18 protein-coding genes are annotated in these 23,133 nt (G+C 65.7%); 9 read left to right on the top strand and 9 right to left on the bottom strand.

Going from position 1 to position 23,133, the window contains the following annotated elements:
• Window positions 1-36 precede the first annotated feature (36 nt).
• The 4 genes from QSU92_RS07450 to QSU92_RS07435 are packed head-to-tail and all read left to right on the top strand — an operon-like array spanning window position 37 to window position 4,722.
• Window positions 37-1,101, top strand: a complete 1,065-nt coding sequence (locus tag QSU92_RS07450; protein WP_289265544.1) for a 2-hydroxyacid dehydrogenase — start codon at window positions 37-39, stop codon at window positions 1,099-1,101.
• Complete coding sequence (locus QSU92_RS07445; RefSeq protein WP_289265543.1) at window positions 1,098-2,600, top strand: FGGY family carbohydrate kinase; 1,503 nt, start codon at window positions 1,098-1,100, stop codon at window positions 2,598-2,600. The genes QSU92_RS07450 and QSU92_RS07445 overlap by 4 nt, the downstream gene beginning before the upstream one ends.
• On the top strand, window positions 2,597-4,087 hold the full coding sequence (locus QSU92_RS07440) for an FGGY-family carbohydrate kinase (RefSeq protein ID WP_289265542.1): 1,491 nt from the start codon (window positions 2,597-2,599) through the stop codon (window positions 4,085-4,087). The genes QSU92_RS07445 and QSU92_RS07440 overlap by 4 nt, the downstream gene beginning before the upstream one ends.
• The gene (locus QSU92_RS07435) at window positions 4,084-4,722 is read left to right on the top strand and encodes a histidine phosphatase family protein (RefSeq protein ID WP_289265541.1); all 639 of its coding nucleotides are present in this window, start codon (window positions 4,084-4,086) and stop codon (window positions 4,720-4,722) included. Before QSU92_RS07440 ends, QSU92_RS07435 begins: the two co-directional genes overlap by 4 nt.
• A 134-nt stretch (window positions 4,723-4,856) precedes the next feature.
• Here the strand turns inward: QSU92_RS07435 and QSU92_RS07430 are convergent, their stop codons facing one another.
• The 6 genes from QSU92_RS07430 to QSU92_RS07405 are packed head-to-tail and all read right to left on the bottom strand — an operon-like array spanning window position 4,857 to window position 13,152.
• Window positions 4,857-6,560, bottom strand: coding sequence for a fucose isomerase (locus QSU92_RS07430; protein WP_289265540.1), 1,704 nt, complete (start codon window positions 6,558-6,560; stop codon window positions 4,857-4,859).
• Complete coding sequence (locus QSU92_RS07425) at window positions 6,557-8,407, bottom strand: glycoside hydrolase family 127 protein (RefSeq protein ID WP_289265539.1); 1,851 nt, start codon at window positions 8,405-8,407, stop codon at window positions 6,557-6,559. The genes QSU92_RS07430 and QSU92_RS07425 overlap by 4 nt, the downstream gene beginning before the upstream one ends.
• A gap of 23 nt (window positions 8,408-8,430) precedes the next feature.
• The gene (locus tag QSU92_RS07420; RefSeq protein WP_289265538.1) at window positions 8,431-10,272 is read right to left on the bottom strand and encodes an ABC transporter permease; all 1,842 of its coding nucleotides are present in this window, start codon (window positions 10,270-10,272) and stop codon (window positions 8,431-8,433) included.
• A 4-nt stretch (window positions 10,273-10,276) separates the two neighbouring features.
• On the bottom strand, window positions 10,277-11,554 hold the full coding sequence (locus tag QSU92_RS07415) for an ABC transporter substrate-binding protein (RefSeq protein WP_289265537.1): 1,278 nt from the start codon (window positions 11,552-11,554) through the stop codon (window positions 10,277-10,279).
• Between the two features lie 55 nt (window positions 11,555-11,609).
• Window positions 11,610-12,470, bottom strand: coding sequence for a dihydrodipicolinate synthase family protein (locus QSU92_RS07410; RefSeq protein WP_289265536.1), 861 nt, complete (start codon window positions 12,468-12,470; stop codon window positions 11,610-11,612).
• Window positions 12,471-12,501: 31 nt separating this feature from the next.
• Entirely contained in the window at window positions 12,502-13,152 is a 651-nt protein-coding gene (locus tag QSU92_RS07405) for a GntR family transcriptional regulator (RefSeq protein ID WP_289265535.1), read from the bottom strand.
• Between the two features lie 43 nt (window positions 13,153-13,195).
• Here QSU92_RS07405 and QSU92_RS07400 point away from each other — a divergent pair, with 43 nt between their 5' ends.
• The gene (locus tag QSU92_RS07400; RefSeq protein WP_289265534.1) at window positions 13,196-14,227 is read left to right on the top strand and encodes an exo-alpha-sialidase; all 1,032 of its coding nucleotides are present in this window, start codon (window positions 13,196-13,198) and stop codon (window positions 14,225-14,227) included.
• Between the two features lie 149 nt (window positions 14,228-14,376).
• Window positions 14,377-14,532: a hypothetical protein gene (locus tag QSU92_RS07395; protein ID WP_289265533.1), complete on the top strand. Its 156-nt coding sequence runs from the start codon at window positions 14,377-14,379 to the stop codon at window positions 14,530-14,532.
• 455 nt (window positions 14,533-14,987) lie between these two features.
• On the opposite strand, the gene QSU92_RS07390 is transcribed toward QSU92_RS07395, so the two are convergent.
• The 3 genes from QSU92_RS07390 to QSU92_RS07380 all read right to left on the bottom strand — a co-directional run bounded on the left by QSU92_RS07390 (window position 14,988) and on the right by QSU92_RS07380 (window position 19,589).
• Window positions 14,988-16,205: a hypothetical protein gene (locus QSU92_RS07390; protein WP_289265532.1), complete on the bottom strand. Its 1,218-nt coding sequence runs from the start codon at window positions 16,203-16,205 to the stop codon at window positions 14,988-14,990.
• Between the two features lie 118 nt (window positions 16,206-16,323).
• Window positions 16,324-16,959 (bottom strand): hypothetical protein, encoded by a 636-nt coding sequence (locus QSU92_RS07385; RefSeq protein WP_289265531.1) that lies wholly within the window; start codon window positions 16,957-16,959, stop codon window positions 16,324-16,326.
• 143 nt (window positions 16,960-17,102) lie between these two features.
• Window positions 17,103-19,589: a glycoside hydrolase gene (locus tag QSU92_RS07380; RefSeq protein WP_289265530.1), complete on the bottom strand. Its 2,487-nt coding sequence runs from the start codon at window positions 19,587-19,589 to the stop codon at window positions 17,103-17,105.
• Window positions 19,590-19,907: 318 nt separating this feature from the next.
• On the opposite strand from QSU92_RS07380, the gene QSU92_RS07375 reads away from it, so the two are divergent.
• From QSU92_RS07375 to QSU92_RS07365, 3 genes are all read left to right on the top strand, one after another.
• The gene (locus QSU92_RS07375) at window positions 19,908-21,221 is read left to right on the top strand and encodes an ABC transporter substrate-binding protein (protein ID WP_289265529.1); all 1,314 of its coding nucleotides are present in this window, start codon (window positions 19,908-19,910) and stop codon (window positions 21,219-21,221) included.
• 61 nt (window positions 21,222-21,282) lie between these two features.
• On the top strand, window positions 21,283-22,176 hold the full coding sequence (locus tag QSU92_RS07370; RefSeq protein ID WP_289265528.1) for a carbohydrate ABC transporter permease: 894 nt from the start codon (window positions 21,283-21,285) through the stop codon (window positions 22,174-22,176).
• A complete protein-coding gene (locus QSU92_RS07365; protein WP_422880422.1) occupies window positions 22,173-23,093 on the top strand; it encodes a carbohydrate ABC transporter permease in 921 nt (306 codons plus the stop codon). The genes QSU92_RS07370 and QSU92_RS07365 overlap by 4 nt, the downstream gene beginning before the upstream one ends.
• Window positions 23,094-23,133 lie beyond the last annotated feature (40 nt).

Below are 23,133 nucleotides of genomic sequence, written 5' to 3'. Positions count from 1 at the left end.
CTGACGTCGGTTCAGACGCATGCAAGGAGGCACGTCATGCCGATGATCGCCATCGCCGCCGACGGGTTCGTCACTCCAGATCTCTTCCGCTCGGCTCTCGAGCGAGAGATTGATGGTGCGGCGACGACCTTCCGAGCGATCACACTGGATTGGCCCCAAGAGCCGTTCGGGGAGGTGGGTGATGTGCTCGAGGCAAGTGGGACGATCGAAGAGACGATCGACGCCGTCGCGGGTGCGCACATCGCCCTAACGCAGATGGCACCGTTCACCGCCGAAGTGTTCGACGCCTCGCCGGACCTGCGCATGGTCGGGGTGTGCCGCGGCGGGCCGGTCAATGTCGATCTGCAGGCGGCGACGGACGCCGGTGTCCTTGTGACTTTCGCCCCCGGACGTAACGCACAAGCGGCTGCAGAGTTCGCGGTGGGCCTCACTCTTTCGGCCATGAGGCGCATCCCGTTCACGAACTCCGAACTGAAGAACGGTGCGTGGCGGGGCGACCATTACGCGTGGGAGAACGTCGGAGTCGAACTTCACGGTGCGACGGTGGGCCTGGTCGGCTATGGCGCCATCGGTCGCATCGTCGCCAGGATCTTGAAAGCCTTCGGTGCCGACATCATCGTGTACGACCCCTACACCGATTCCGCGACCCTTGCGAGTGACGGCGTCGAGGCAGTCGATGGTCTGGATGAGCTCCTCTCGCGCAGCGCGGTCGTAAGTCTGCACGCGCGTCTGACCCCAGAGACCGAGCGGATGATCGACGAGCGCGCGCTGAACCTGCTCCCCCGTGGTGCAGTGCTCGTCAACACCGCGCGAGGAGGGCTTCTCGACTACGCGCCACTCCCCGGCCTTTTACAGTCCGGGCGACTCGGCGCGGTCGCGCTCGACGTTTACGACGTCGAACCGCCCCCGGGAGACTGGCCGCTGTTTGTCGAGCCGAATGCGGTCGTCACTCCGCACCTGGCGGGCGCGACTCGCCAGACCGCTATGCGCGCGGCCGACATCGTCGCTCGCGACGTCGCTCGCTTCCTCGATGATCGAACGCCTCTGCACGTCGCGAATCCCGCGGTGCTCACGACCTTGAATCTTGTTCCGACATCATGACGGGCGACGACCTCACGCTCGCGATCGACGCAGGGACGAGCGTTATCAAGGCCGTCGTCTTCGACGGTGGCGGTGACGAGAAGGTGGTTGTTTCCCGGCCTACCGCGCTGTCTTCTCCCCATCCTGGATGGATTGAGCAGGACATGGCGGAGGTGCGCGAGATGGCCTTCGCGTGCGCCGCAGAAGCTGCTCGACGCGCTCCGGGTACGATCAGCCGGATCGCCCTCACCGCGCAGGGCGACGGCGCATGGATGATCCGAGGCGACGGCCAGCCCGCGCGTCCCGCCGTGCTGTGGAACGATGCGCGAGCGGTGCAGATTGTCGACCGCTGGACCGATGACGGCCGACTCGAAGAGGCGTTTCGCATCAACGGTTCGCTCGGCAATCTTGGGCTGCCCCACGCCATCCTCAGCTGGTTCCTTGAGAACGACCCAGATGCGCTCGCAGATGTCCGCGATGTCGTCACGTGCGGCAGCTGGCTCTTCGAATCGCTCACCGGCCGGCGCGGACTGCACCCGTCGGAGGCTTCCGCTCCATGGCTAGACGTGCGGACCGGTCAGTACTCCGAGGAGATCATCGAGCTCTTCGATTTGGCCGATATCAAAGCGAAGCTGCCCGTTGTTCTCGGCGCGCGCGACCTTACAGCTGCACTCAGTCCCCGCGCCGCTCGGGAGATGCGTCTTCAGCCAGGGCTTCCCGTGACGCTGGCTCCATACGACGTGCTGTCCACGGCGGTTGGCGGGGGATGCGTCGCGACAGGCTCGGCGTTCTGCATCCTCGGAACGACGCTGTGCACAGGGATCATCACGGAAGCCCCAGACACCCAGGGCGCACCCACGGGTCTGACACTCCTCGGAATCGACGGCTCACGCGCAACACGGGTCTTCCCGACGCTGGCGGGTACCGAGGTCGTCCATTGGGCGCGGGGCGTCATGGGTCTTGCGGCTGCTGAGGAAGTGACAGCTCTTGCGGCAAGGTCTGTGCCCGGAGCCCGGGGCGTGAGGGTACTTCCGTACCTGGCGGAGGCGGGGGAGAGGATGCCCTTCTTGGATCCGGACGCCCGCGGCGCAATCCTCGGTCTGAAGGTGAGCACGCGGCAGGAGGACGTGGCTCGGGGGGTTCTCGAGGGCCTCGCACACACCATCCGCGACTGCCTCGACGCCTCAGGCGCTCATCCGCGCGAGCTCATACTCTCCGGCGGCGGGTCAGCGAGCGAGGTCTGGTGCCAGGTTATTGCCGACGTCACCGGTGTTCCGGTCGTTCGGGTGCAGGGAACTCAGATCGGTGCGAAGGGTGCGATGATGTACGCCGCCGTCGCCAACGGTTCATTCAGCGATCTCGAGGAGGCCGCGGAGCGCGTGGTCATCCGCGGCGCCTCCTACGCACCGGATCCGGGGGTCCGCGAGTTCTTCGACGAGCGCCACACAGACTTTCTTCGTACAAGAGTCGCGCTGGCTGAGCGCTGGGTAACCTGGCGGACGACGGACAAAGAACGGTGAGCGCCGCTTCGTGGGTCGGGGTGGACCTCGGCACCCAGAGTGTCCGCGCCGTCGCGGTGGCGCACGACGGCGTGGTGATGTCAACGGCCGCCCAGCCGCTGCACAGTATCAGGACCGGGGGTCGACACGAGCAACATCCCGGGGAATGGATCGCGGCGACGGCCGCGGCTCTGCGTGCCGTCACCGCCGCCCTTCCGAACGGAGTCGGGCCGCTGGGCGTTTCGGTCTCCGGCACGTCCGGGACGCTCGTCGCCGTCGACGCACGCACCGGCGCGCCGCGCGGTGTCGGTGTGATGTACGACGATCGGCGTGGTGCCGGACTGCTTCCAGACGTCGACGACGCCGGCTCGGAAGTGTGGTCTCGATTGGGGTATCGGATGCAGGCATCGTGGGGCCTGCCGACTCTCATGCAGATGTTGCGTGAGAGTCCGCTTGAGCAGAACACGGTCATCGCCCATCAGCCGGATGTCATCACCTCGATGCTCGCCGGAAGGCTCCTGCCCTCCGATCTCAGCTCGGCCCTGAAAACCGGAGTAGACCTCGATGAGATCGCCTGGCCAGAGACGGTGTTCTCGGCGTTAGGAATCCCGGTTGATGTCGTGAACAACGTCGTTGCGTCCGGAATGGTGATCGGAGAGGTCGGACCGGTCGCGAGTTCCGCGACGGGTCTCCCGCAGGGGTGCCTCATCGTCTCTGGGATGACCGATGGATGCGCCGCCCAGATCGCTTCCGGCGCCCTCCACCCGGGGGACTGGAACTCCGTGCTCGGCACGACCCTCGTCGTGAAGGGATCGGCTGGCGTTCGGCACGTCGACCCGACGGGCGCCGTCTATGCGCATCGAGCTCCCTTTGGCGGGGGGTGGTATCCCGGTGGCGCATCGAGTTCGGGCGCCGGGGTGATGACGAAGCTACTCCCGGGGCGGGACCTCGGGAAGCTTACGGAGCGTTTCAACCCGACGGCGCCACCGCCGATCGCATACGCGCTGGTCGGCCGCGGTGAGCGATTTCCCTTTGTGGCCCCGGATGCCACGGGGTTCCTGCCCAGCGGTGATGACGACGAGCTGTTCTCAGCGATTCTGTACGGTGTCGCGTACGTGGAGCGGCTCGGTTACGACCTGCTTCGTTGGGTGGGATACGACATCGGGGGGAAGGTCTTCGTCACGGGGGGAGGAGCGAAAAACTCCGCATGGAACCAGCTCCGAGCGGACATGCTGGGGCGCGACATCTCCCCGGCCGTCCACGGCGAGGGGGCTGTCGGCATGGCGATGCTCGCGGCCGCGAGCTTAGAGCATCGCAACGACCCAAGGACGGGCGATCCTCTCGTCGCTGTCGCCAAGCGTATGGTGCCCGAGGTGAAGCCTGTCGGTCCGACCGCATCTCGCGAAGCTGCGCTTTCTGAGGGTTACGCGACATTCGTCGCACACCTGTTCGATCGGGGCTGGATCCCCGCTGGTCTGCGCGACGCAGCGATGAGCGGCGTGAAATGATCACTCTTCACCTGCTGCGGCACGGCGAAACGGTCTGGCACGCGGAGAATCGTTATGCCGGTGTTACGGATGTGCAACTGACCGACCGTGGACGAGCCCAGGCTCAGGCGCTGTCGCCCTGGGCGCGAGACGCCGCCATCGACGTCGTCGCCACGTCGGATCTCACTCGAGCGACCCTCACCGCGCAAGTGGTGGCGACGGCGGCTGGGGTCCCCTTGGTCGTGGATTCGCGACTTCGCGAAGTCGACTTCGGACGAGCCGAAGGGTTGACGCGAGACGAAATGCGCCGAGAGTTCCCCCACGACTTGGAAGCGTTCCTCGCCAAGCCCGCCTCGACCCCGCTGCCTCAGGGGGAAATGGGGTCCCTCGCGGTCAACCGGGGCTGGGCGTCGGTTGCTGACGCCGTGAGAGGAGTCGGTGACGGTGCCACGATCGCAGTCGTCGCCCACACGACACTCATCCGGCTGATGTTGTGCGCAGCGATGGGGATCCCGTTGGACGACTATCGGCGTCGTTTCCCGCGACTGGAGAACACCGCTCTCACAACACTGACCCTTCCGCGGGTGTTCGACCCGCTCGAGCCCATCGCTGCCGCCTCACTCCTCCGCTACAACGCACCCGCGGTAGTCGTCTGACGTCGCGACGGCCGCGATCTTGTGCCAAGCAATTGACGCGAGCCATGGCCACAGCCGCGGGTGATAGCCGTCGCTCTTTGCCCCGACGCAAGTGAGGCAAACGAAGGTCAGAAAGCTGGGCGGAATCACTTTCCTCAGACCTGCGGCACACTGTGAACGGCGCTGGGCGAGGGCACCCGGGCTTCGGTATCAATGGGACGCGCGCCGCCAGCCGCTACGTCGCCTACAAGATGGACACGAACTCCGATCCGCTCGAACATGGCGGCCTTCGCGATCAGTGCCTTGTCAGCCAACTCGGCATCGGGGGCGTACACAAGCTGAACGTGATTGGCCCGATGCCGCGCCATGAACTGATTCCGTGTCACACCGTGCAGCACGACATGTGCAATTGGCCATTCCGGGTTCGTCGCCTCCTTGCGCCGGTCGCTCTCGCGCGCGGGGAGATCGATCACGGTGCCTCGGAAGAGGTCCACGTGCAGAGCCCCGCCTTCTACGAAGACGCGTGAGAGAACCACGTCACCAGGCTTGCTCACGCCGTTGACGGTCGAGCCGCCGGCCGGGAAGAAGACCGGAGACTGCCGCCATCCTTCCGCGTACTGCCAGCCTCCGAGGTGCGAGCCCGGTACCGAACCCGAGATCTCATAGGTCCAGACGAACTCGCCGCCGAAATCCTCTCCCCATCGGATGTCATGGAGCGTGTTATCGGGAAGTAATCCCATTGCACGCCAAACGCGGTCGGTCACGAGAGCATCCACCGCGACTCCCTCGTCGGCCTCGTTGAAATGGGGGAGGGGGCGTCCGGGGACGAGTTCGCGTGTGCCGTCTCTTGACATCACGGGAGGGCGGTTGGTCGAGTTGAGAAGTCCCTCTGCGAGATCGGATGCCGGCACGAGGTCCTTGAGGCCCTGTTGGTACTGGATGCCCACCGCGGCGAGGCCGAAGTCGTCGGCGATCCGGAGCGCGGCGATGTACATCCTGGCCTGCGACACGACCTGCGCCCGCGTGAGCTCGGTGGTGGGATCGTCGCCGAAGCGGAAGCTCATCCCCCGGTCGACGAGCCACGCGATGACGGCTTCTGCTTCTTCGGCATCGACCGTCAGCATCTCGGCGTAGAGCGCGGACTGCGACAGACGCTCCTTGTAGATTCCGGTGGGGTTGAGCAGCTCGTCGTCGATGATCGCGTTGTACATGCCCATGCAGCCCTCGTCGAAGACCCCGATGATCGCCTTCTCTCGCTTCAGTTGTTCTGCGAGGGCTTGGCCGAGCTCGACCTCCGGTGTCGACGGGAGGTTCGGCAGGGCGCGAACATGGCTGTCGTCGTGCGTGATGTGGCCGGTGTCGATCCATTCGCGGATGGCGGATCGGAACCAGTCGTCGTCGAAGTCGACGGACCATGTGGTGGAGAAGGGAACGCCCATCTTCGTCAGACATGCGTTGAGGTTGAGGAGCCCGACGAGCCCTGGCCAGGCGCCGGAGAAGTTGGCGACGGTGAGGATCGGGCCCCGCTGTGTGCGCAGGCCGGCGAGGATGTGATGCGAGTACTGCCAGACAGCTTCCGCGACGATGAGGGGAGTGTCTCGCGGGATGTCGCGGAAGACATCCATGCCCATCCGCTGGCTGGAGATGAAGCCGTGACCCGTGACGGGGTCCACCGGATGCGCCCGCTGGACGTTCCATCCTTCCTCGGCGAAGACGGCGGCGATCTTCGTCTCCATCTCGATTTGGGTGGGCCATCCTGCGATGTTCGCACTCTCGCGGAGGTCTCCGGATGCGATGAGCCAGGCGGTTCGCTCCGTCGCGGGCGGCGCATCTTGAATGGCAGGGAGAAGGTAGGTCACGGCGCGTTCTCCTCGGATGTGGGCAGCCACACGCGCATGACGGTGGGCTGTGTCTGCGCCCACGCACGCCACGGTCGCAGCGTGACGGTGGCGGATTCGGCGGGGGGTGGCGCATCCTCGGGCGCGAGGTGGAATGCGGTGTCGTCCGGTGAACTGACGACGCGCGCGTCCACCGTGATCGAGCTCGGTGCGCCGTCGTGGGGGGATCCGTCAACGGTGATCGGCGTATTGGTGTTCACCCGGAGGTCGAGCAGATCGTCGATTGCGGCCTCGTCGGCGGTCTCGACCGCGTAGACGACATCCGAGTGAACGATCGCGATCTGTCCACGGACGGCGTCCACCCGCGGGTGCGGCCGAACGATCACGGGACCCGGATTCCACGCGAAGGTCGTGCTTTGGTCGGGCGAGACCCGAAGCTGGGGTCGCGAGAGGGATGCGGCGATCGTGAACGGATCGGTTCTTTCGCCGACCTCCAGCACGCCGATTTCCGGCTCGTAGCGATCGATGGCCACCTCTTGACGCTTTCCCGTGGAGAGCACGGTGTCGACGCGTCCGATCTCGGGGAGTGCGACGACGATGCTGTTGTCCAGCTCGAACGCCATCAGGTGGGGGAGGGTGCTGAAGAACCGCATGAGGTTCGGGGGGCAGCACGCGGTGTTGTACCAGCTCGCCCTCGTGCCGATGTCGATTCGCTCTTCCAGGAGCGCATCGGCGGGGGGCGAGGGTTCGAGGGTGCGCTGCATCAGCGGGTTGCGATAGAAGAAGCGGCATCCGTCGTCTGAGACGCTCGCGGCGATCGCGTTCAGTGTGACGCGCTGCAGGTGCTCGGCGAACTCCGGGCGGCCGGTCGCCACCATCAGGCGGTGGCTCCACCACGCCATCGCGATCGATGCGCACGTCTCCTGGTATGCGCGGTCGGGCGGCAGCTCCCAGTCCGCGCCGAGCGCTTCGTGGAAATGGCGGGATCCGATTCCCCCTGTGAGGAAGGCCTTCCGGGCGGTCGTTCTTTCCCATAGAAGGATGCAGCGATCGAGCAGCTCTTGATCGCCGGTCTCGATCGCGATGTCGGTTGCGCCGATCGCGAGGTACGCGGCTCGGACAGCGTGGCCGGTCAGCTCGGTCCGTTCACGGAACGGCACCTCGTCCTGGCAGTAGAACTTGCCGAAGTGTCCCTCGCCGAGGAGTCCATGGCCCCGCCGGTCGAGCATGAGGCGGGCAAGCTCGAGGTACTTCTCGTCGAGCGTCTCGCGGAACAGGTCGACGAGGGCGAGCTCGATCTCGGGATGTCCGTCAATGCGCTCCTCTCCGGACGGGCCGAACAACTCCCATAGGTGGTCAGCGAACCAGATCCCGATGTCAAGCAGACGACGTTCTCCTCGCGCGCGGGACGCGGCTACTCCGGCTTGGATGAGGTGTCCGCCGAGGTACATCTCGTGGCCGAAGGCGAAGTCAGACCATTGATCCTGGGGAGCGGCGACCTGGTAGTAGGAGTTGAGGTATCCGTCGGCGAGCTGGGCCCGCTCCAGAAGCTCGGTCGTGGAGTCGAAGAAGGTCATCGCGTCCGATGAGCCGTCGGCGTCCCACGCGATGGCCTCGAGCAGTTTGTACAGGTCGGAATCCATCCAGTGCATCCCGGTGAATCCACCGTGTCGACGGTCGGCGGCTCGCTCGAGGTTGCTCAGATAGTGGCCGCGCGACATCCATTCGATCCCGTGCGGAATCGAGGACTGCGAGTTGCGCTGGCGCCATCTGTGGAGGGTCCCGCCCGTGGGGGTGAAGGGCTTGCGCAGAGGGCGTCCGGAGAGGAGCGTGGTGTTCACCGGTGCGAAGAAGCCCCTCGTCGTCATGCCAGCTGTCGTCGTGTCCACGATCATCCCTTCAGTGCCCCGTTGACGAGCCCGTTGACGTAGTACTTCTGTAGGAGGAGGAACAGGATGATGCAGGGCAGCGTGCTCACGGTGATCCCGGCCTGCAGTGCGCCGTAGTCGACGGCGCCGAGCTGGCCGACGCTGATCGATTGCAGGGCGATCGGCAGAGTGAACTGCCGGTCATCGGTCAGGAAGATCAGGGGGGCGAGGAACTCGTTCCACGCCGCGAGGAACGCGAAAAGCGCGACCGTCACGACGCCCGGCACGGCGATCGGCAGAAGAACCCGCCACAGCGTTCGCACCGGTCCGCACCCGTCCAGCGCCGCGCTCTCCTCGATTTCGCGGGGTATCGCTTCGAAGGTATTGCGCATCATGTAGACACCGAAAGGTAGCTGGAACGTGGCATAGATGAAGGCCAGGGTCACCAGCGAATTGGTCAGGCCGACGCTTGCGAGGATCGTGTACAGCGGGATGAGGAGCGTTGAGTGCGGGACCATGATCACCGCGAGGATGCCGAAGAACACGATCGTCTTGCCGGGGAATGTGAACCGAGCGAATCCATACCCCGCGAGCACGGACACGATGACCGAGATGACCACGGTCAGCACGGACACGAGAGCGGTGTTCCACAGGTAGCGACCGATCCCGGCTCCGAAGTCCGATAGTCGCGCGTAGTTGTCCCACCCCCACTCGGAGGGCAGCATTCCTGACTGTCCTCCCGGCGAGATCCCGAACGACGACAGGATCGACCAGAAGAAGGGAAAGAGCAGGAGGATGCTGACGACGCCGCCGAACACCAGCACGGGGCGAGGCGTGCGTTCCCGGGGTTCGCGATGCGGTTCTCCGACGGACGCCTCCGCCGGCTTCGCGGGCTTTCGCGTGAGCGGGGCTTTCTCAGTGATGGACATGTCTTTCCTCAGTCCCGCGTGCGCAGGAATCGAAGCTGAACGACGTTGATCAGGAGGATCACGATCATGAGCACGACGCCGATGGCCGCTGCGTAGCCCAGGTGGAACTGCGTGAATGCCGCTCGATAGATGGCGTAGACCACAGTGATGGTCGAGCGGTCGGGTCCTCCCGCGGTCAGGACGAAGAACTGATCGAAGGAGAGCAGAGCGCCCGAGATCCCCAAGACCAAGAGGAGCGCGAAGGTCGGCCGCATGAGGGGCAGGGTGATGAAACGGATCCGCTGCCACCACGATGCGCCGTCCATTCGGGCCGCCTCGTAGAGGCTCCGCCGGCACTGACTGCAGTCCGACGAGCATCACCAGCGTGTTCAGCCCCAGGCTCTTCCACGTGACCATGACGATCACCGCCCACAGCGATGACGTTTGGCTCTGGAAGAACAGCACAGGATCGTCCGCAAGACCGACGATCTGGAGGAGGTTCGAGAACACCCCGATCTGGGCGTTGTAGAGGAAACCCCACAGCAGTCCCGCTAGGCCGAATCCGATCGCGGCGGGAATGAAGATGGCGGTGCGGAAGAGGCCGACTGCCCGTCCGCCGCGCTGCACGAGCAGAGCCAGGGCGAATGAGACGACGAAGGTGATGATCGTGACGAGCGCGGTGTAGTAGAGAGTGAATCCGATGCTCTGGAGGACGATGTCGTCGGACAGGATCTGAGCGTAGTTCTCCCAACCGACCGGCTGTCGGTCTCCGAAAAGGGGCCAGTCGAAGAAGGACATCACCAGCGACAGCACCAGTGGCGCACCGAAGAAGATGACCAGAAGCACCGCTGCCGGCAGGACGAAGGCCGCTCCGGTCGCCGCCGCCCGCCGTCCGAGGGACGACGGATGGCGGCGGAGAGTTCCGCGTTCCGACGCGACAGTTTCGACGACGGCCACTGGATCAGCCTCCCTGGATCTGGTCGATCTGATCCTGACCCTCTGCCAGCGCGGCATCGATGTCGTCACCATTCAGGACGGCCGCGCGGAATGTCGCCAGCCAGGGACCGGTCGGGTCGTTGAAGATCTGGCCGCTGTAGGGGGTCCGCGGTGTCTGTCCGATCGAGATCAGGTCATTGACCTTCTTCACGCGGGGATCAGCGGCCGTGAATTCGTTGTCCGTGAGATCCGTGCGCACGGTCAGCCACCCGTTGGCTGCGTAGATGTCGATCTGCTGCTGTTCATCGAGGGCCCACTCGATGAACTCCCACGCCGCATCAACGTTCTGGGCGTCTTTGGTCACCGAGAATGTGTCGCCGCCGATGAAGGATGATTCACCGCCGCCCGGTCCGGGGATCGCGGCTACATCCCACTCGAACGGCACTTCAGCGGCCGAGAGAGCGCCGAGAAGTGACGAGCCATTGAACTGGATGCCGATATTGCCTGGCGCGAACACGTTCGCCCAGTTCGCGCCCGTGTCGGCCGGCGCGTCGGATTGCACGGTGCCCGACTCCCACATTCCGCGATAGAACTGCAGGGCGGAAGCCATCTCCGGCGTGTCGATGACCACGTTCCCGTCGTCCGCGACGATCTCGCCCCCGTCGGCCCAGACGACGGGGTCCGTGGTGAACGCGAGGCATCCGCCGCAGCTGCCTGCGAAGTAGAAGCCGTACGTGTCATCCCCGAGGCCTCTCACGGCGGTCGCCGCGTCAGCGACCTCGTCCAGTGAGGTCGGCATTTCGTTGATTCCGGCCTGTGCCAGGAGGCTCGTGTTGACATACATGAGCGACGGATCCACGCTGGCCGGGACGGCGTAGAGGGCGTCGCCTTCGCGGCCCTGCTCGATCGCCGACGGCGAGAGCGCGTCGGCATACTCGAGGCTCTCGATCTTGTCCGACAGGTCCTGCAGTACGCCCTGTTCGACGAGCGAGGGCAGATTGCCGATGTCGGACAGGACGACGTCGGGCATCTCGCCGGCGCCTGCCGCTGCCCCGAGTTTCGCGGGTAGCTCCGCACTCGGGACGAGGGTCAGCCGCACCTCGACATCGTGGGTTTCGTTCCAGGCGTCCACGAGGGGAGTGAACAGCCCCTCGCCCAGCGCGTTTCCGCGTGCCCAGACCGTGATCTCGTCAACCGTCGATTCGGATGCCCCCTCGCCCGGCGTTCCGGACGAGCAGCCGGCGAGGCCGCTGGCCAGGGCGATCGCGAGCGCGCCGGCGATGTAGGGAATGCGTCTTTGCATGGTGTTGCCTCTCGTGGGGTGGGGGGCTGCTGCGCTCAGTAGCGGTGCGGCAGCCCTATGTGGTGATGACCGGCGCGACGAGCTCCTTATGGGCGCGGCGCGCGTGTGAGGTCGGGATCGAACTGGACGCCGGGTGTGCGGGTGGAATGCGGGTGCCGCCGTAGCCGATCCCTCGGCGGACGATACTGTCCTTGATGAGCTGGATGCTCCCTCCGATGTCGTCCGTGGCGCGGGAGAGCTCGGACTCCGCGGAGAAGTCCCCTGTTGCGAGGGGTGCGAAATGCTCGGGGATCGCGCTGGCAGTTCCAGAAACAACGCCCACGCCGCCTTCGGCGAGGACCGCGGACGGTTTTCGGTCCTGGCCGGAGTAGACGATGAAGCCAAGGTCCGCCAGTGACCGGACGTGTTTCGTGGCTGATCCCGACACCTTGATACCGTCCACGACGCCGCGGAGTCGAAGCGCCGCGTCGCGGCTGATGGAATTCTGCGCGATCTCGGGGAAGTCGTAGGCGAAGAGGCGGCCGGGAGTCAGGTCACGGAGCGCGCGGAAGTGAGCGACGATGTCGTCGTCGGTTGCGGGGAAGATCATCGGCGTGATCGCCGCGAGGTGGACGGCCCCGCTTTCGACAGCGGCTGCGGCGAGCTGCCGGGCACCCCACGTTGTCACGTCGCCGACATGGACGATGACGCGGTCGGGCCCGACCACTCCGATGATGAGGCGCGTCAGCGCCGCTCGCTCTGCGAACGTCAGGGTTGGGAACTCGGCGTTCGTGCCGCACGCGAAGATCCCCGTCACGTGGGGCGCTACAGACTCCACGAGCGCACGCATCGCGGCCTCGTCGACCTCGAGCGCCCGTGTGAACAGGGTCGGCAATGCGGCGAGGACGTCGACGCCCTGCTTTTGGAGTAACGGCATAGGTAGACTATCTACTGTTAACAGAAAATAGTCAACCCTGAATCGCGGCGAGCATCCGATTCTTCGACCCGGCCAGGTGCTCCTCCAGCTGAATGAGGACGCGGTCTACATCGCCGGACCGCAGGTCACGAAGCATGGTGGTGTGCGAGGCGGCCGACGGGTGGAGGTCGTCGTCCTGGGCGGTGGTGAGCTGGATCATCACCCGGAATGTCGGCTGATAGAGATTCCAGACTGCTTCAAGTCGTGGGCTACGGCTCGCCCGATAGAAGAGTGCGTGGAATCTGAGGTCGGCTTCTGCGAAAGAGGTCCATGACCTCTCGTCGGCGGACCTCGTCATCTGGAGGGTGAGATCTTCCGCCTCCGCCCAGTCTTGGGCCGTAGCGTTGCGGGCGGCCAGGGTCATGGCGACCGGCTCCAGCGCGGTGCGCAATGCGTAGAGATCCTCGATCTCGGAGTGCCCGATGGTCCGCGCGTATGCCTTGCCGCGTCGAATCTCGACGAGTTGCTCGGCTGCGAGCTGCCGAAGCGCGTCGCGCACAGGGCCCCGGCTGACGTCGTACTCCTCAGCGAGTACGTCCTCGACGAGGCGTTCGCCGTCCGGCACTTCGCCCCGGACGATCCGGCCGCGCAGATCTTCAGCCATGCGATCGCCCAGCGAGCCGGCGCTTCTGATCTCGGGCATCTCACTCCTTCACGGCGGTAACGGTTAACGGTTATATGTTCACATGGTTCAGCTCCTCGAAGAACGTATTGTTCGGCACCTGCTGACGGGGTCGGTGTCTCCGCACCCCGGCGTCCACGCGTCGTCCCTCTCGCTATCGCCGGGCGGCATGATCGCGATTGCTTGGTTCGACGGCACGCGAGAGGGGGCGCCGGATACGAGGATCCGGCTGGCTCGCGGGCACGACCTCGATGCGATGTCGATCCAGACGGTCGCGCCGGGTGGCGCGACGCCCTCCTGGAACCCCGTCGTCTCCTGGGGCGAGGAGGGGCTTGAGATCTTCTTTCAGCGCGGCGCCGAGCCGTCCAGTTGGCGAACCGTTCGCGCCGTCGAGACCGAATCGGGCTGGATCGAGGTTCCCTGCGTCGATGTGGCGGGCAGGTCCCGAGGGCCGGTGCGCAATCACGTGGTCCGCACCGGTGCCGGTCTCCTCGCGGGCGCATCCGATGAAAGCCGTAGACCATGGGCGAGTGCGGTGGACGTTCGCCTGCACGGTGCCCCCGTGTGGGAGCGGGAACCGATCGCCGGTCCGCCGGACGTGGACCTGATTCAACCCGCCGTCGTCCTGTGGAGGGGTGGAGTCTGGGCATTCATGCGCTCCAACGCGGGTCACGTCTACATGTCGATACGAGGCACGGATGGCTGGTCCACGGCGACTCCGACCGATCTGCCGAACAACAACAGTGGGATGGACGTGTGTGCACTCGACGACACGTATCTTCTCGCGGTCGGCAACACCTCTACGCAGAACTGGGGGCCCAGGTGCCCGCTGGTCCTGTTCGTCTCGGAGGATGGTAGGACGTGGCGCGATCTCGCCGTTCTCGAGGACGGCTTGCGTTCCTTCGACGATGTCCGACTCCCTCGCGCGGCACCAGGGCAGATGTTCGATGGATCGCTCGACGGCCGGGGAGAGTACTCCTATCCGTCCATTGCGGTGGGCGCCGGTCGAGTTCACGTGTCGTATACCTGGCAGCGTCGCGCGATCGCGGTCGTACACGCTCCTCTCGACGCTGTCCGCCAGCTTCTGCAGGCGTAGCGCCGGCGGCACACCAGCTCGCATCAGGCTGGGATACCGGCACAGGGCGGAGCGCGCGATGCGCGTGAAGTGATCGCCAGAAAGGGCGCGATCGCTGATCGGTGTCGGACTCCCAGACCGGCGATGTCGGATGTGTGAAGGAGCCCCGCATGATCCTGGTGTTGGTGCGCAGCGCTGGGGGCTTGACGGGCGCTGCGGTGTTGGCGCTCACTTTGCTGAGCGCGAAACCCGCTGCCGCGGCTACGCAAGGTGGTAGTTCCGTCGCGTCAGAACTGGTCTGGATCGAAATCAGCCAGCCCGAGTGACCCTGTTCAGCTTCATTTAGCCTGAGCGCGCAGGGCTCTCATCGAGCGGGGTAGCGCACCGGTTACGCGCTTACTGATGCTCAGGTTGTTTCCCTCTCTCAGGGTGCCTCCGATGTGGCGGGAATCGAAGGAGCGGAACCCCGCGCGACATTCACCGTGCTCTCCGTCGGAATATGGGGCCGGCCAAGAGCGCCGCGAGCCCTGAGATCAGCAGGGCGGCGCCAAGGAGGATCGTCGCGGCCGGATCCAGCCCAGTCGCACCGAACCCGTCGGGGGCGCTCCCCCCTGCTCCGGGCGGGGCACTCGTACCCGCAGTCTGGGTCACGGTCGCGGTCGGCGCGACTGTGGGGGCGGGGGTCGGTAACGGTGTTTCGGCGGGGGCGATATCAACGAGGACATTGATGCCTTCCTCGTCACCGACGTTCCTCACGCCGGGCACCTGTGTCTCCGTCGGGTCACTTGATCTCCCGGGGGTGAGAGTTGGCGGTCTGCGGTGAGCTGGCGGCGTCAGAGGCTCCGGCGTAGGGAGGTTCGTCGACTTCACGGGCATCTCCACGAGCGGCCGCAATGCCTTCCTCGCGGGCCGCGTTGACTGCCGCCGCAAGGCGGGCTCGGGAGCGGCGCCGGCGCCAGAGGAGCGCCGCGAGGAGGAGGACGAGTCCGGTGAGGAGAACGAGCTGCGGAAGGGGTAGGGCCCACAGCGTCGCCGATGCGGCGCTGGGGTCGACCGGAAGGTCGGCTCCGGCGAAGTCGCGCGCGGAGGGCGCGAGGTCGACGGCCAGAGGCACGACGACCGTCGGCCAGACGCCGGCGAGAGCCAGCGTGATCGTGCGCGTCTCGCCGGGGAGGAGCTGCTGCACGGCTTCACCCGGGGCGGGGAAATCCGCCGCGGCCGTTCCCGCCGTCAGGGTGCCCTGGGCCTGCACGGCGGTGTTGCCGGAGTTGGTGACCTCGAACGACACCGTGGCTTCGCCGGGGCGGAACGGGTTCCACGACAGGTCGTAGGAGCCGGCCACTGCCTGCACCGTCGCGGCGGGGGTGAGCTCTCCGGTGACACGGGTGGTGATGCGGAATCCGACGCGGCTTTCGACGCCGACACCGGTGCCCGACGAGTCGGTGCCCGCGGACAGCACCGAGGCCGCGATCCCGGCCGCGTGGTCGCCGGGCAGGGCGTCGTCGGGAACCGAGGTCGTGAACTCTACGACGGTCGTGCCGCCGGGTTCGACGGTGACCGAGTCGGGAAGGCTGATCCAGGTGCCGGCCAGGGTCGACGGCTCACTCGAGGGGAGCATCGTGAAGCGGCCGTTGTCGGAGTAGTACCCGTCCGCGGCGCTCAATGCGAAGGTGACGGGGATGGCGCTGAAGTTGCGGACCGCGAAGCGATCGGTGCGCGACTGGCCCGGATCGAGTTCCTGCTCGATCACACCGCGCTGATCGGGGCCGCTCTCGTCGGCGGGCGTGACCGCCCAGGTGATCTCGTCTTCGGTGTCGGAGGGGCCGGCGAGCCCTGCCGCAGTCGTCACCACGTCGCCCGTCACCGCGCCTGCCGTCGACGCGCCGGCCGGCGCCTGGGCTGCCGGCACCGCTGCGGCCGCCGGCTCGATACCCAGGAGCGACGCGCCTAACAGTCCGATCGCCGCGACCAGACCGGCGGGCGTCATTCGTCGGCGCATGAACGTGTTCCTTCACTCATCCGGGGGGTGGGGGATGACCGGAGAGGGTCGAGATCCATGGGCAGACCTCGACCCCCTCCCTTACGATGGGTAGATCCGAAAGGACGTCGGCTGCGGGTCAGCCGATGTCTTCGAACAGCGAGATGGTCAGCACCGAGGCATAGGCGCCCGGAGCGACATCCGCGTCCGTCTTGAGCGTCAGACCGGCGGTCGCCGACCACGAGGTGTTGCCCTCGTTGACGGCGTCCTCGGAGGTGAACGCCGAGTACAGCAGCTCGCCCTCGACCAGTCCGACGTTGGCCTCGGGGCCGTCGTCGAGAACCGTGCCGATCGGGTCGCCCTCGGTGATGTACTCGTAGTCGCCGAGCACCTCGGGCGTCCAGCCGAGATTCTCGGCCGGGATGTCCGGCTGGCCGTCCTGGCCGACGAAGTCGGTCGCCTGGCCGTACACCGACCAGAAGGATCCGTCCGGGATGCTGTCGGGGTCGCGGGTGTCGCTGACGGTCACCTGGGGCAGCTGACCGTCGAACTGCCGGATGGTCGGGTCGCCCGAGACCACCTCGGCGAGGCTCGTCGACGTACCGCCGACGGTCAGGGTCAGCGCGCCGTCATCCGTCGATTCGATGTCGACCGTGACGTCGACGTCGCCGGTGTCGAGCTCATCGGCGATCGCAGCGCTCGCGCCGCCGGCCAGCAGGAGGCCACCGGCGGCTGCCACGGCGATCCGGGCCGAAAGGCCCTGGGGGAACTTCATCGTCTTGCTCCGTTCTTCGGGCGGCGGCTTCGCCGCCCGAGCAGATGTTGCCGAGAACAACTCGCGAGTTCAATCGACCCGGTGGGTCGACGAACGATGCGAGGGTCCGGGGCCGGGCGATCGCCCGACCCCGGAGGGGGTCGCTAGCCGCAGGTGCGGCTGTCGTAGGGTGCCGACATGAGCGTCGAGACGGGCTGCCCGTCGACGGTCGCACTCGCGGTCACATCGACCTCGCCGCCGGCGATGTTCGTGGCGCGGGTGGTGTAGGCGTGGGTGGCCGACTTGCCGGGGGCGACGGAGGCGAACGTCTTGGTGCCGTACTCCGACACCGCCGCGACCTGGACCGCGACGTCGTCGTTGTTGGTGACCTTGACGGTAACCTGCACCTTGCCGGCGGCGCAGCGGGTCGCCGCCTCGGCCGTCACATCGAGCGACGACTCCTCCGGAGCTGCGATCACGTCGACCTCGACGGCCGCCGTCGCGTCGCTGCCGGGGAGGGTCACGGTTAGGGTGCGCGTGCCCGGCTCACCAAGTGTGACGGATGCCCCGTCCACCCGGTCTGTGGCGTTGTCGCTTGTGACCTCGACGGAGTCCGAAACGTCACCGAGAGACTGACCATATCGGTCGGTCGCGGTTGCGGCGATCTGCACCGTGGATCCCTCGGTCGCATCGCCGACAGCGGACGCGGCGAGGGTTGCAGCGGGGGACACCTGGCGTTCGATGGTCACATTGTCGAACGCGACCCATCGGTTCCCCGGAGATCTCGTTTCAAGTTCGATCCGAAGCGTGCCGTCGAGGACTTCGACGTTCTCTGCAGCGATACCCGAGAATGCCTCGTCGTTGGGGACGGGCGCGGTAGCGCGGCTCTCACCGGACGACGCGACCAGCTGCGCGACATCCGTGCCGCCATTAGAGCGCGCCTCCGCGCGAACCGTGTACATGCCGGGAGCAACCCGAAGGTCCTGGTACGTGGTGACGGTGTAGGGGTCAGTCCCGTAGTGAACCAGTTCCAGCTCGCCGCCGGAGATCCCGCCGCGCTGTGTGTAATCCGCCGTGATCTGCGAACCGTACGTGTCCCCACCGCGGGTCAGCCAGCCGGGAATTTCCTGGCCGGGGTCGCCCAGCTCGAAGGTGCCGTTCGCGACCTCGGGAATCGCCGGCATCTCCACCGGGACGACGAATGTGCTGATCGACCGGGCCGGCAGGCTGACGTCGAGCGTGTCGCCGGCCACCGGTGCGGCTGCGACCTCTGCGCGGTCCTCGGTGGCGGACGTTCGGAAGACCCGAGCCTCTGCTCCGACCGCCGCGAACTTACCGAGGTCGAATGACGCCGCCTGCGGTGACGACCCGTTGTTGAACGTCACAATGGTCAGCTCGTCACGGTCCTCGTTGAGTGCGCTCACCGTGCTCGAGCCGGAGTTCCACAGGAAGGTCGACCCCGGACGGATGAAGTTCGTGTACTGACGGAATGCGTGGAACTTTCGCGTGATCGAGTACTCCTCACTCCCATCGGAGGTGTAGTGGACCAGACCCCAGTTGCCGTCCCCTGCAATGGATTCGGCCTCGGACTCGAGCGCTTGCCAGTAGACCCACTCATCAGGACGAAGCTGCTTTAGGTCAGTCGTCAGCGCGCTGGCGAAGGAGAGGGACGCACTGATGGCCTGCGGATTGAATGAACCTCCGGGGATCGTCACCTCGGACATCTGCAGACGCTTCTCGCCCGATCCGACCGCCATCTGATGCAGCGCATCCCGATCGCCTCCGGAGTACGTGTGCGCATTGATCTGGTCGACCCTGGACATGTCGAAGCCGGCGGCCTGCAGCGCGCGGAGGTCCGAGATCGACAGGTCGATGCTGGTTTCGTCGACGGCGCTCAATCCTGTCGACAAACCGCGAGCGGCGAGTGCTTCGTACGTCGCGTCCAGAAGAGCAGCCTGGTTCGCGCCAGGCGAGACATGCATGCCTTCCTGACGACCCGCGGTGGACCAGTAGTTCGTGCTCGGCTCGTTGAGCGGGCTCAACACACGAAACTCCGTTCCCTGCTCCGCGAAGTGCTCCGTGACGTCAGCGAGGTAGTTGGCGAACTCGTCTTCGTAGCCGGACAGGAGGTTGTCCTGACTGCCATCGGTGTTGCCGATCGAGCGGCCCGACTGCGTCATCCAGTAGGGCGCGGAGTAGGCGATGGCATCGACGATGAAGTCGTCGGCGGGAACCCGCGCCTTTGCGGCGTCGAGCCACCACCGTTGCCGGGGGTCCGCCTCCCAGTTGTACTGTTCGTCTGGACCGGATCGGTAGCCCGGAACCTCCGCGCCGGGTCGCAGGGTCCCCGCGAACTCGGGCGCGTCTCCGCCGCCAATGTTGTAGCGTGCGATGTTCAACCCGAGACTCGGGCTGTTCAGATCGTTGGCAAAGAGCAGATCCGCGAGTTCCTCGCGGTTCGACCAGTCGCCGGTGTAATTCGCCGACCATGCCAGGCTCGTTCCCCACCCTCCGAAAGGGGTCCCCTCGACGGACGGGTCGATCTCGACCTCACCTGCCGCGTATGCGGGAGCCGCCCCAAAGGCAACTCCCATCGGTAGCGCGATCGCCAGTGTTGCGGTTGCTGCGACAGTTCTCGACCGTCGGCCCATTCGACCACTCCTTTGTGTCATCGTTCTCACCTCTGCCGGCGCAGGGCGGGCGAGGGGGCCAAAGCCCACAGACCACAGTTGCTTTGTTTCAGACCAGCTCGAAGGAGAGAGCAACGTTAATCCTGGATGAATCGCTGATCCGGTCGATCGTGGCAATGATTGTTCCCAGCGAATCGTCCAGATTGTCCATCGTGATGTGCTGTCTGCCACGCCGATCCAGCTGTCTAACCTGAACTCGTCGAGGATCGCCCGACTCCGACGACGTCCCTGAGTCAGCCGTTGAGTATCGGTCGGCTGGCTACTCAATGAGGAGAGTTAATGAACAGCAGACGATTCACTCTGGTCGCAGCGGTAGCTGCCGGGGCGCTGGCCGTCACCGGGTGCTCGGCGCCCTCCGACTCCGGCGAAGATGCCGGACCGGTCGAACTGACCTTCTGGTCGTGGGTGCCCGGGATCGATGCGGCAGTCGACCTGTGGAACGAGGAGAACCCCGACGTGCAGGTCACGCTTGAGGCAGTTCCGGCAGGAAGCAACGGCACGTACGCAAAGATCTACTCCGCCCTGCAGGCCGGCTCGGGTGCCCCTGACATTAGCCAGGTCGAGTACCAGGAAATGCCCGGGTTCGTCCTCGAAGGCGGCTTAATCGACCTCGCACCCCTAGGAATGGCCGAGCAGGCGGACGAATTCATCGACTGGCAGGTGAGTCAAACGACCTTCGGCGACGCCATCTACGGTGTTCCCCAGGCCTCTGGACCCATGGGTCTGTACTACCGCGAAGACATCTTCGCGGAACTCGGCCTCGAACCCCCGACCACGTGGGAAGAGTACGCCGATGTAGCGCGGGTCGTGCACGCCAGTGACCCCGATCGCTACTTGAACACGTTCCCGCCGGCGAACTCCGCGTGGTTCACCGCTCTGGCCTGGCAGGCGGGCGCGGAGTGGTTCGGCCTTGACGGCGACACCTGGACCGTGAACATTGACTCGCCCGAGACGATGAAGGTCGCCGAGTACTGGCAGGGCCTTCTGGACGAGGGTGTCGTCGCCACCGAGCCGGACTTCGCCAACGGCTGGTACGCCGCTCTGCAGGAGAGCCGCATCGTTGGATGGCCCTCTGCGCAGTGGGGTGGAGCAGTTCTGGCGGGTAACGCCCCGGACACCTCCGGGCTGTGGCGCGTCGCCCCGTTGCCGCAGTGGAGCGACGCGACGGAGTTCGCTTCCGCGAACTGGGGAGGCTCGGCAACCGCGGTCCTGGAGGGCACGGAGCACCCGGAGGAGGCCTACGCCTTCTCGTACTGGCTCAACACCGACCCCGAGAGCATCGACCTCCTTATCGCTGGTGGATACGGCTGGCCTTCGACGAAGGACGGACTGGAAGGGTCCGCGCTCGACGTCGACGAAGAGTTCCTCGGCGGCCAGAACGCCAACCGGGACGTCTTCGTCCAGTCCGACCAGTCCATCAACAACGACTGGGGCTGGATCCCGACGACCTCCGCCACCTACACCTATCTCAATGACGGCTTCTCCGCCGCGATCGCAGGTGAAGGCACATTGATGGATGTGGTTCGAGGCGCCCAGGAGCAGACGATCAAGGACCTCGAGGCGAAGGGTCTCAAGGTGCGGGCCGGTTCCTGACCTGACCAGGCTCCGGGCGGTCCCGTTCCGGCGGGACCGCCCGTCCTTCGAAAGGAAACCCATGTCTACGACGCGTACACGTCGACGTCTGTCGGTCGCGCTGTTTCTCGGCCCCTTCACCGTTCTATTCTTGGCGACAATCGTTGCTCCCATTCTTTATGCCGTGTACCAGAGCGTTATCGGTATCGAGCGGTCGGGGCCGTTCGGGCAGGCTGACGCCGCCCCGGTCTTCGTCGGTCTGCAGAATTACGTCGCAGCCTTCACTGACGAAGCGTTCGTCGCGAGTCTGGTGCGTGTCCTGGTCTTCGCGGCGATCCAGGTGCCGCTGATGGTCGTACTCGCGACGACACTCGCGCTCCTCCTCGACGCCGCGTCGGCACGAGGAACGCGATTCTTCCGAACCGCCTACTTCCTGCCGTACGGCATCCCGGGTGTCATCGCCTCGATACTCTGGGGTTTCCTCTATACCCCGGGTCTGAGCCCTCTGATCGATGTCGCCAGCCTCTTCGGTGTCACGCTGACGCCGTTGGATGCCGGGTCTGTTCTCTGGTCGATCGCGAACATCGTCACCTGGCAGTTCGCGGGCTACAACGTGCTCGTCCTGGTCGCGCAACTGAAGTCCATCGACACGGACCTGTTCGAGGCAGCTCGCATCGACGGCGCGAATGCGTGGCAGGTTGTCACGCGGATCAAGCTTCCCCTCATCCGGCCAGCGGTGGTGCTGATCACCGTCTTCACCATCATCGGGAGCCTGCAACTCTTCGCTGAGCCGCTCGTGTTAAGGCCGCTGTCCGGCGCAATCTCGTCCACCTTCACGCCCAACCTCGCTGCATACAACGAAGCCTTCGCCAACAACAACTACAACCTTGCCGCCGCGCAAGCGGTGATTCTGGCCGTCATGGCGGGCCTGCTCTCGTTCGGCTTCCTGCGCATCGTCAACCGGAGGTCCGCATGAGCATCACGGAGACGACCACCCGCCGCCCGAACACGGAATCACCGACCGCAGCCACTCGCGTGCATCGTCCCGCTATGCCTCGTTCGGCGACGTCACGAATCCTCGTCATCGCAGGGCTCGCCGTCGCGGCGGTGTACTTCCTGTTCCCCGTGTACTGGCTCGTGGTGGCTGCGTCCAAGAACACGGCCGGTCTCTTCGGATCGAGCGGCCTCTGGTTCTTCAACCCGCAGTACTTCGAGAACATTCAGCTCGTCCTGACTCGGGATGGCGGCATCTTCCTGCGGTGGGCCGTGAACAGCCTGCTGTACTCAGGGGTTGGTGCCGTCGTCGCCACTCTCACGGCCATCGCTGCCGGCTACGCCTTCGCCAAGATCGAGTTCAAAGGGCGGGAGTTCGCATTCGGGGTGATCCTGGCTGGCGTGATGATCCCCCCGACGGCGCTCGCGCTCCCCCTCTTTCTCATGGCGAGCGAAGTCGGAATCGTGAACACCTACGCGGCGGTGCTCATCCCGTCGATGGTCAGTCCGTTCGGTGTGTACCTAGGACGGATTTATGCCACCGCGGCAGTTTCGGATTCTCTGCTGGAGGCGGCTCGGCTGGACGGTGCGGGCGAAGCACGCATCTTCGTCACGATCGTTCTCCGCGTGATGACTCCTGCGGCCGTCACTGTCCTCCTCTTCCAGTTCGTCGGCATCTGGAACAACTTCTTCCTCCCACTTGTGATGCTGTCGGATCCCTCGCTTTACCCGATCACACTGGGCCTCTACGGCTGGCAGAGTGTTGCCGATCGGAATCCCGAGCTTGCGCAACTGACCGTCACCGGCGCGCTTCTTTCCGTTGTGCCGATCATGATCGCGATCGCCGCGCTGCAGAAGTACTGGCGCGGAGGTCTGACCGAGGGCAGCGTCAAGGGCTGACACCGCGGTACCTGTCTTCCTCATCTCGCCGTCCTCCAAG

This window comes from Microbacterium sp. ET2, assembly GCF_030347395.1.
In the GTDB taxonomy this organism is placed as follows: Bacteria; Actinomycetota; Actinomycetes; order Actinomycetales; family Microbacteriaceae; genus Microbacterium; species Microbacterium albipurpureum.
This window is presented reverse-complemented; position numbering and strand designations above follow the sequence as displayed.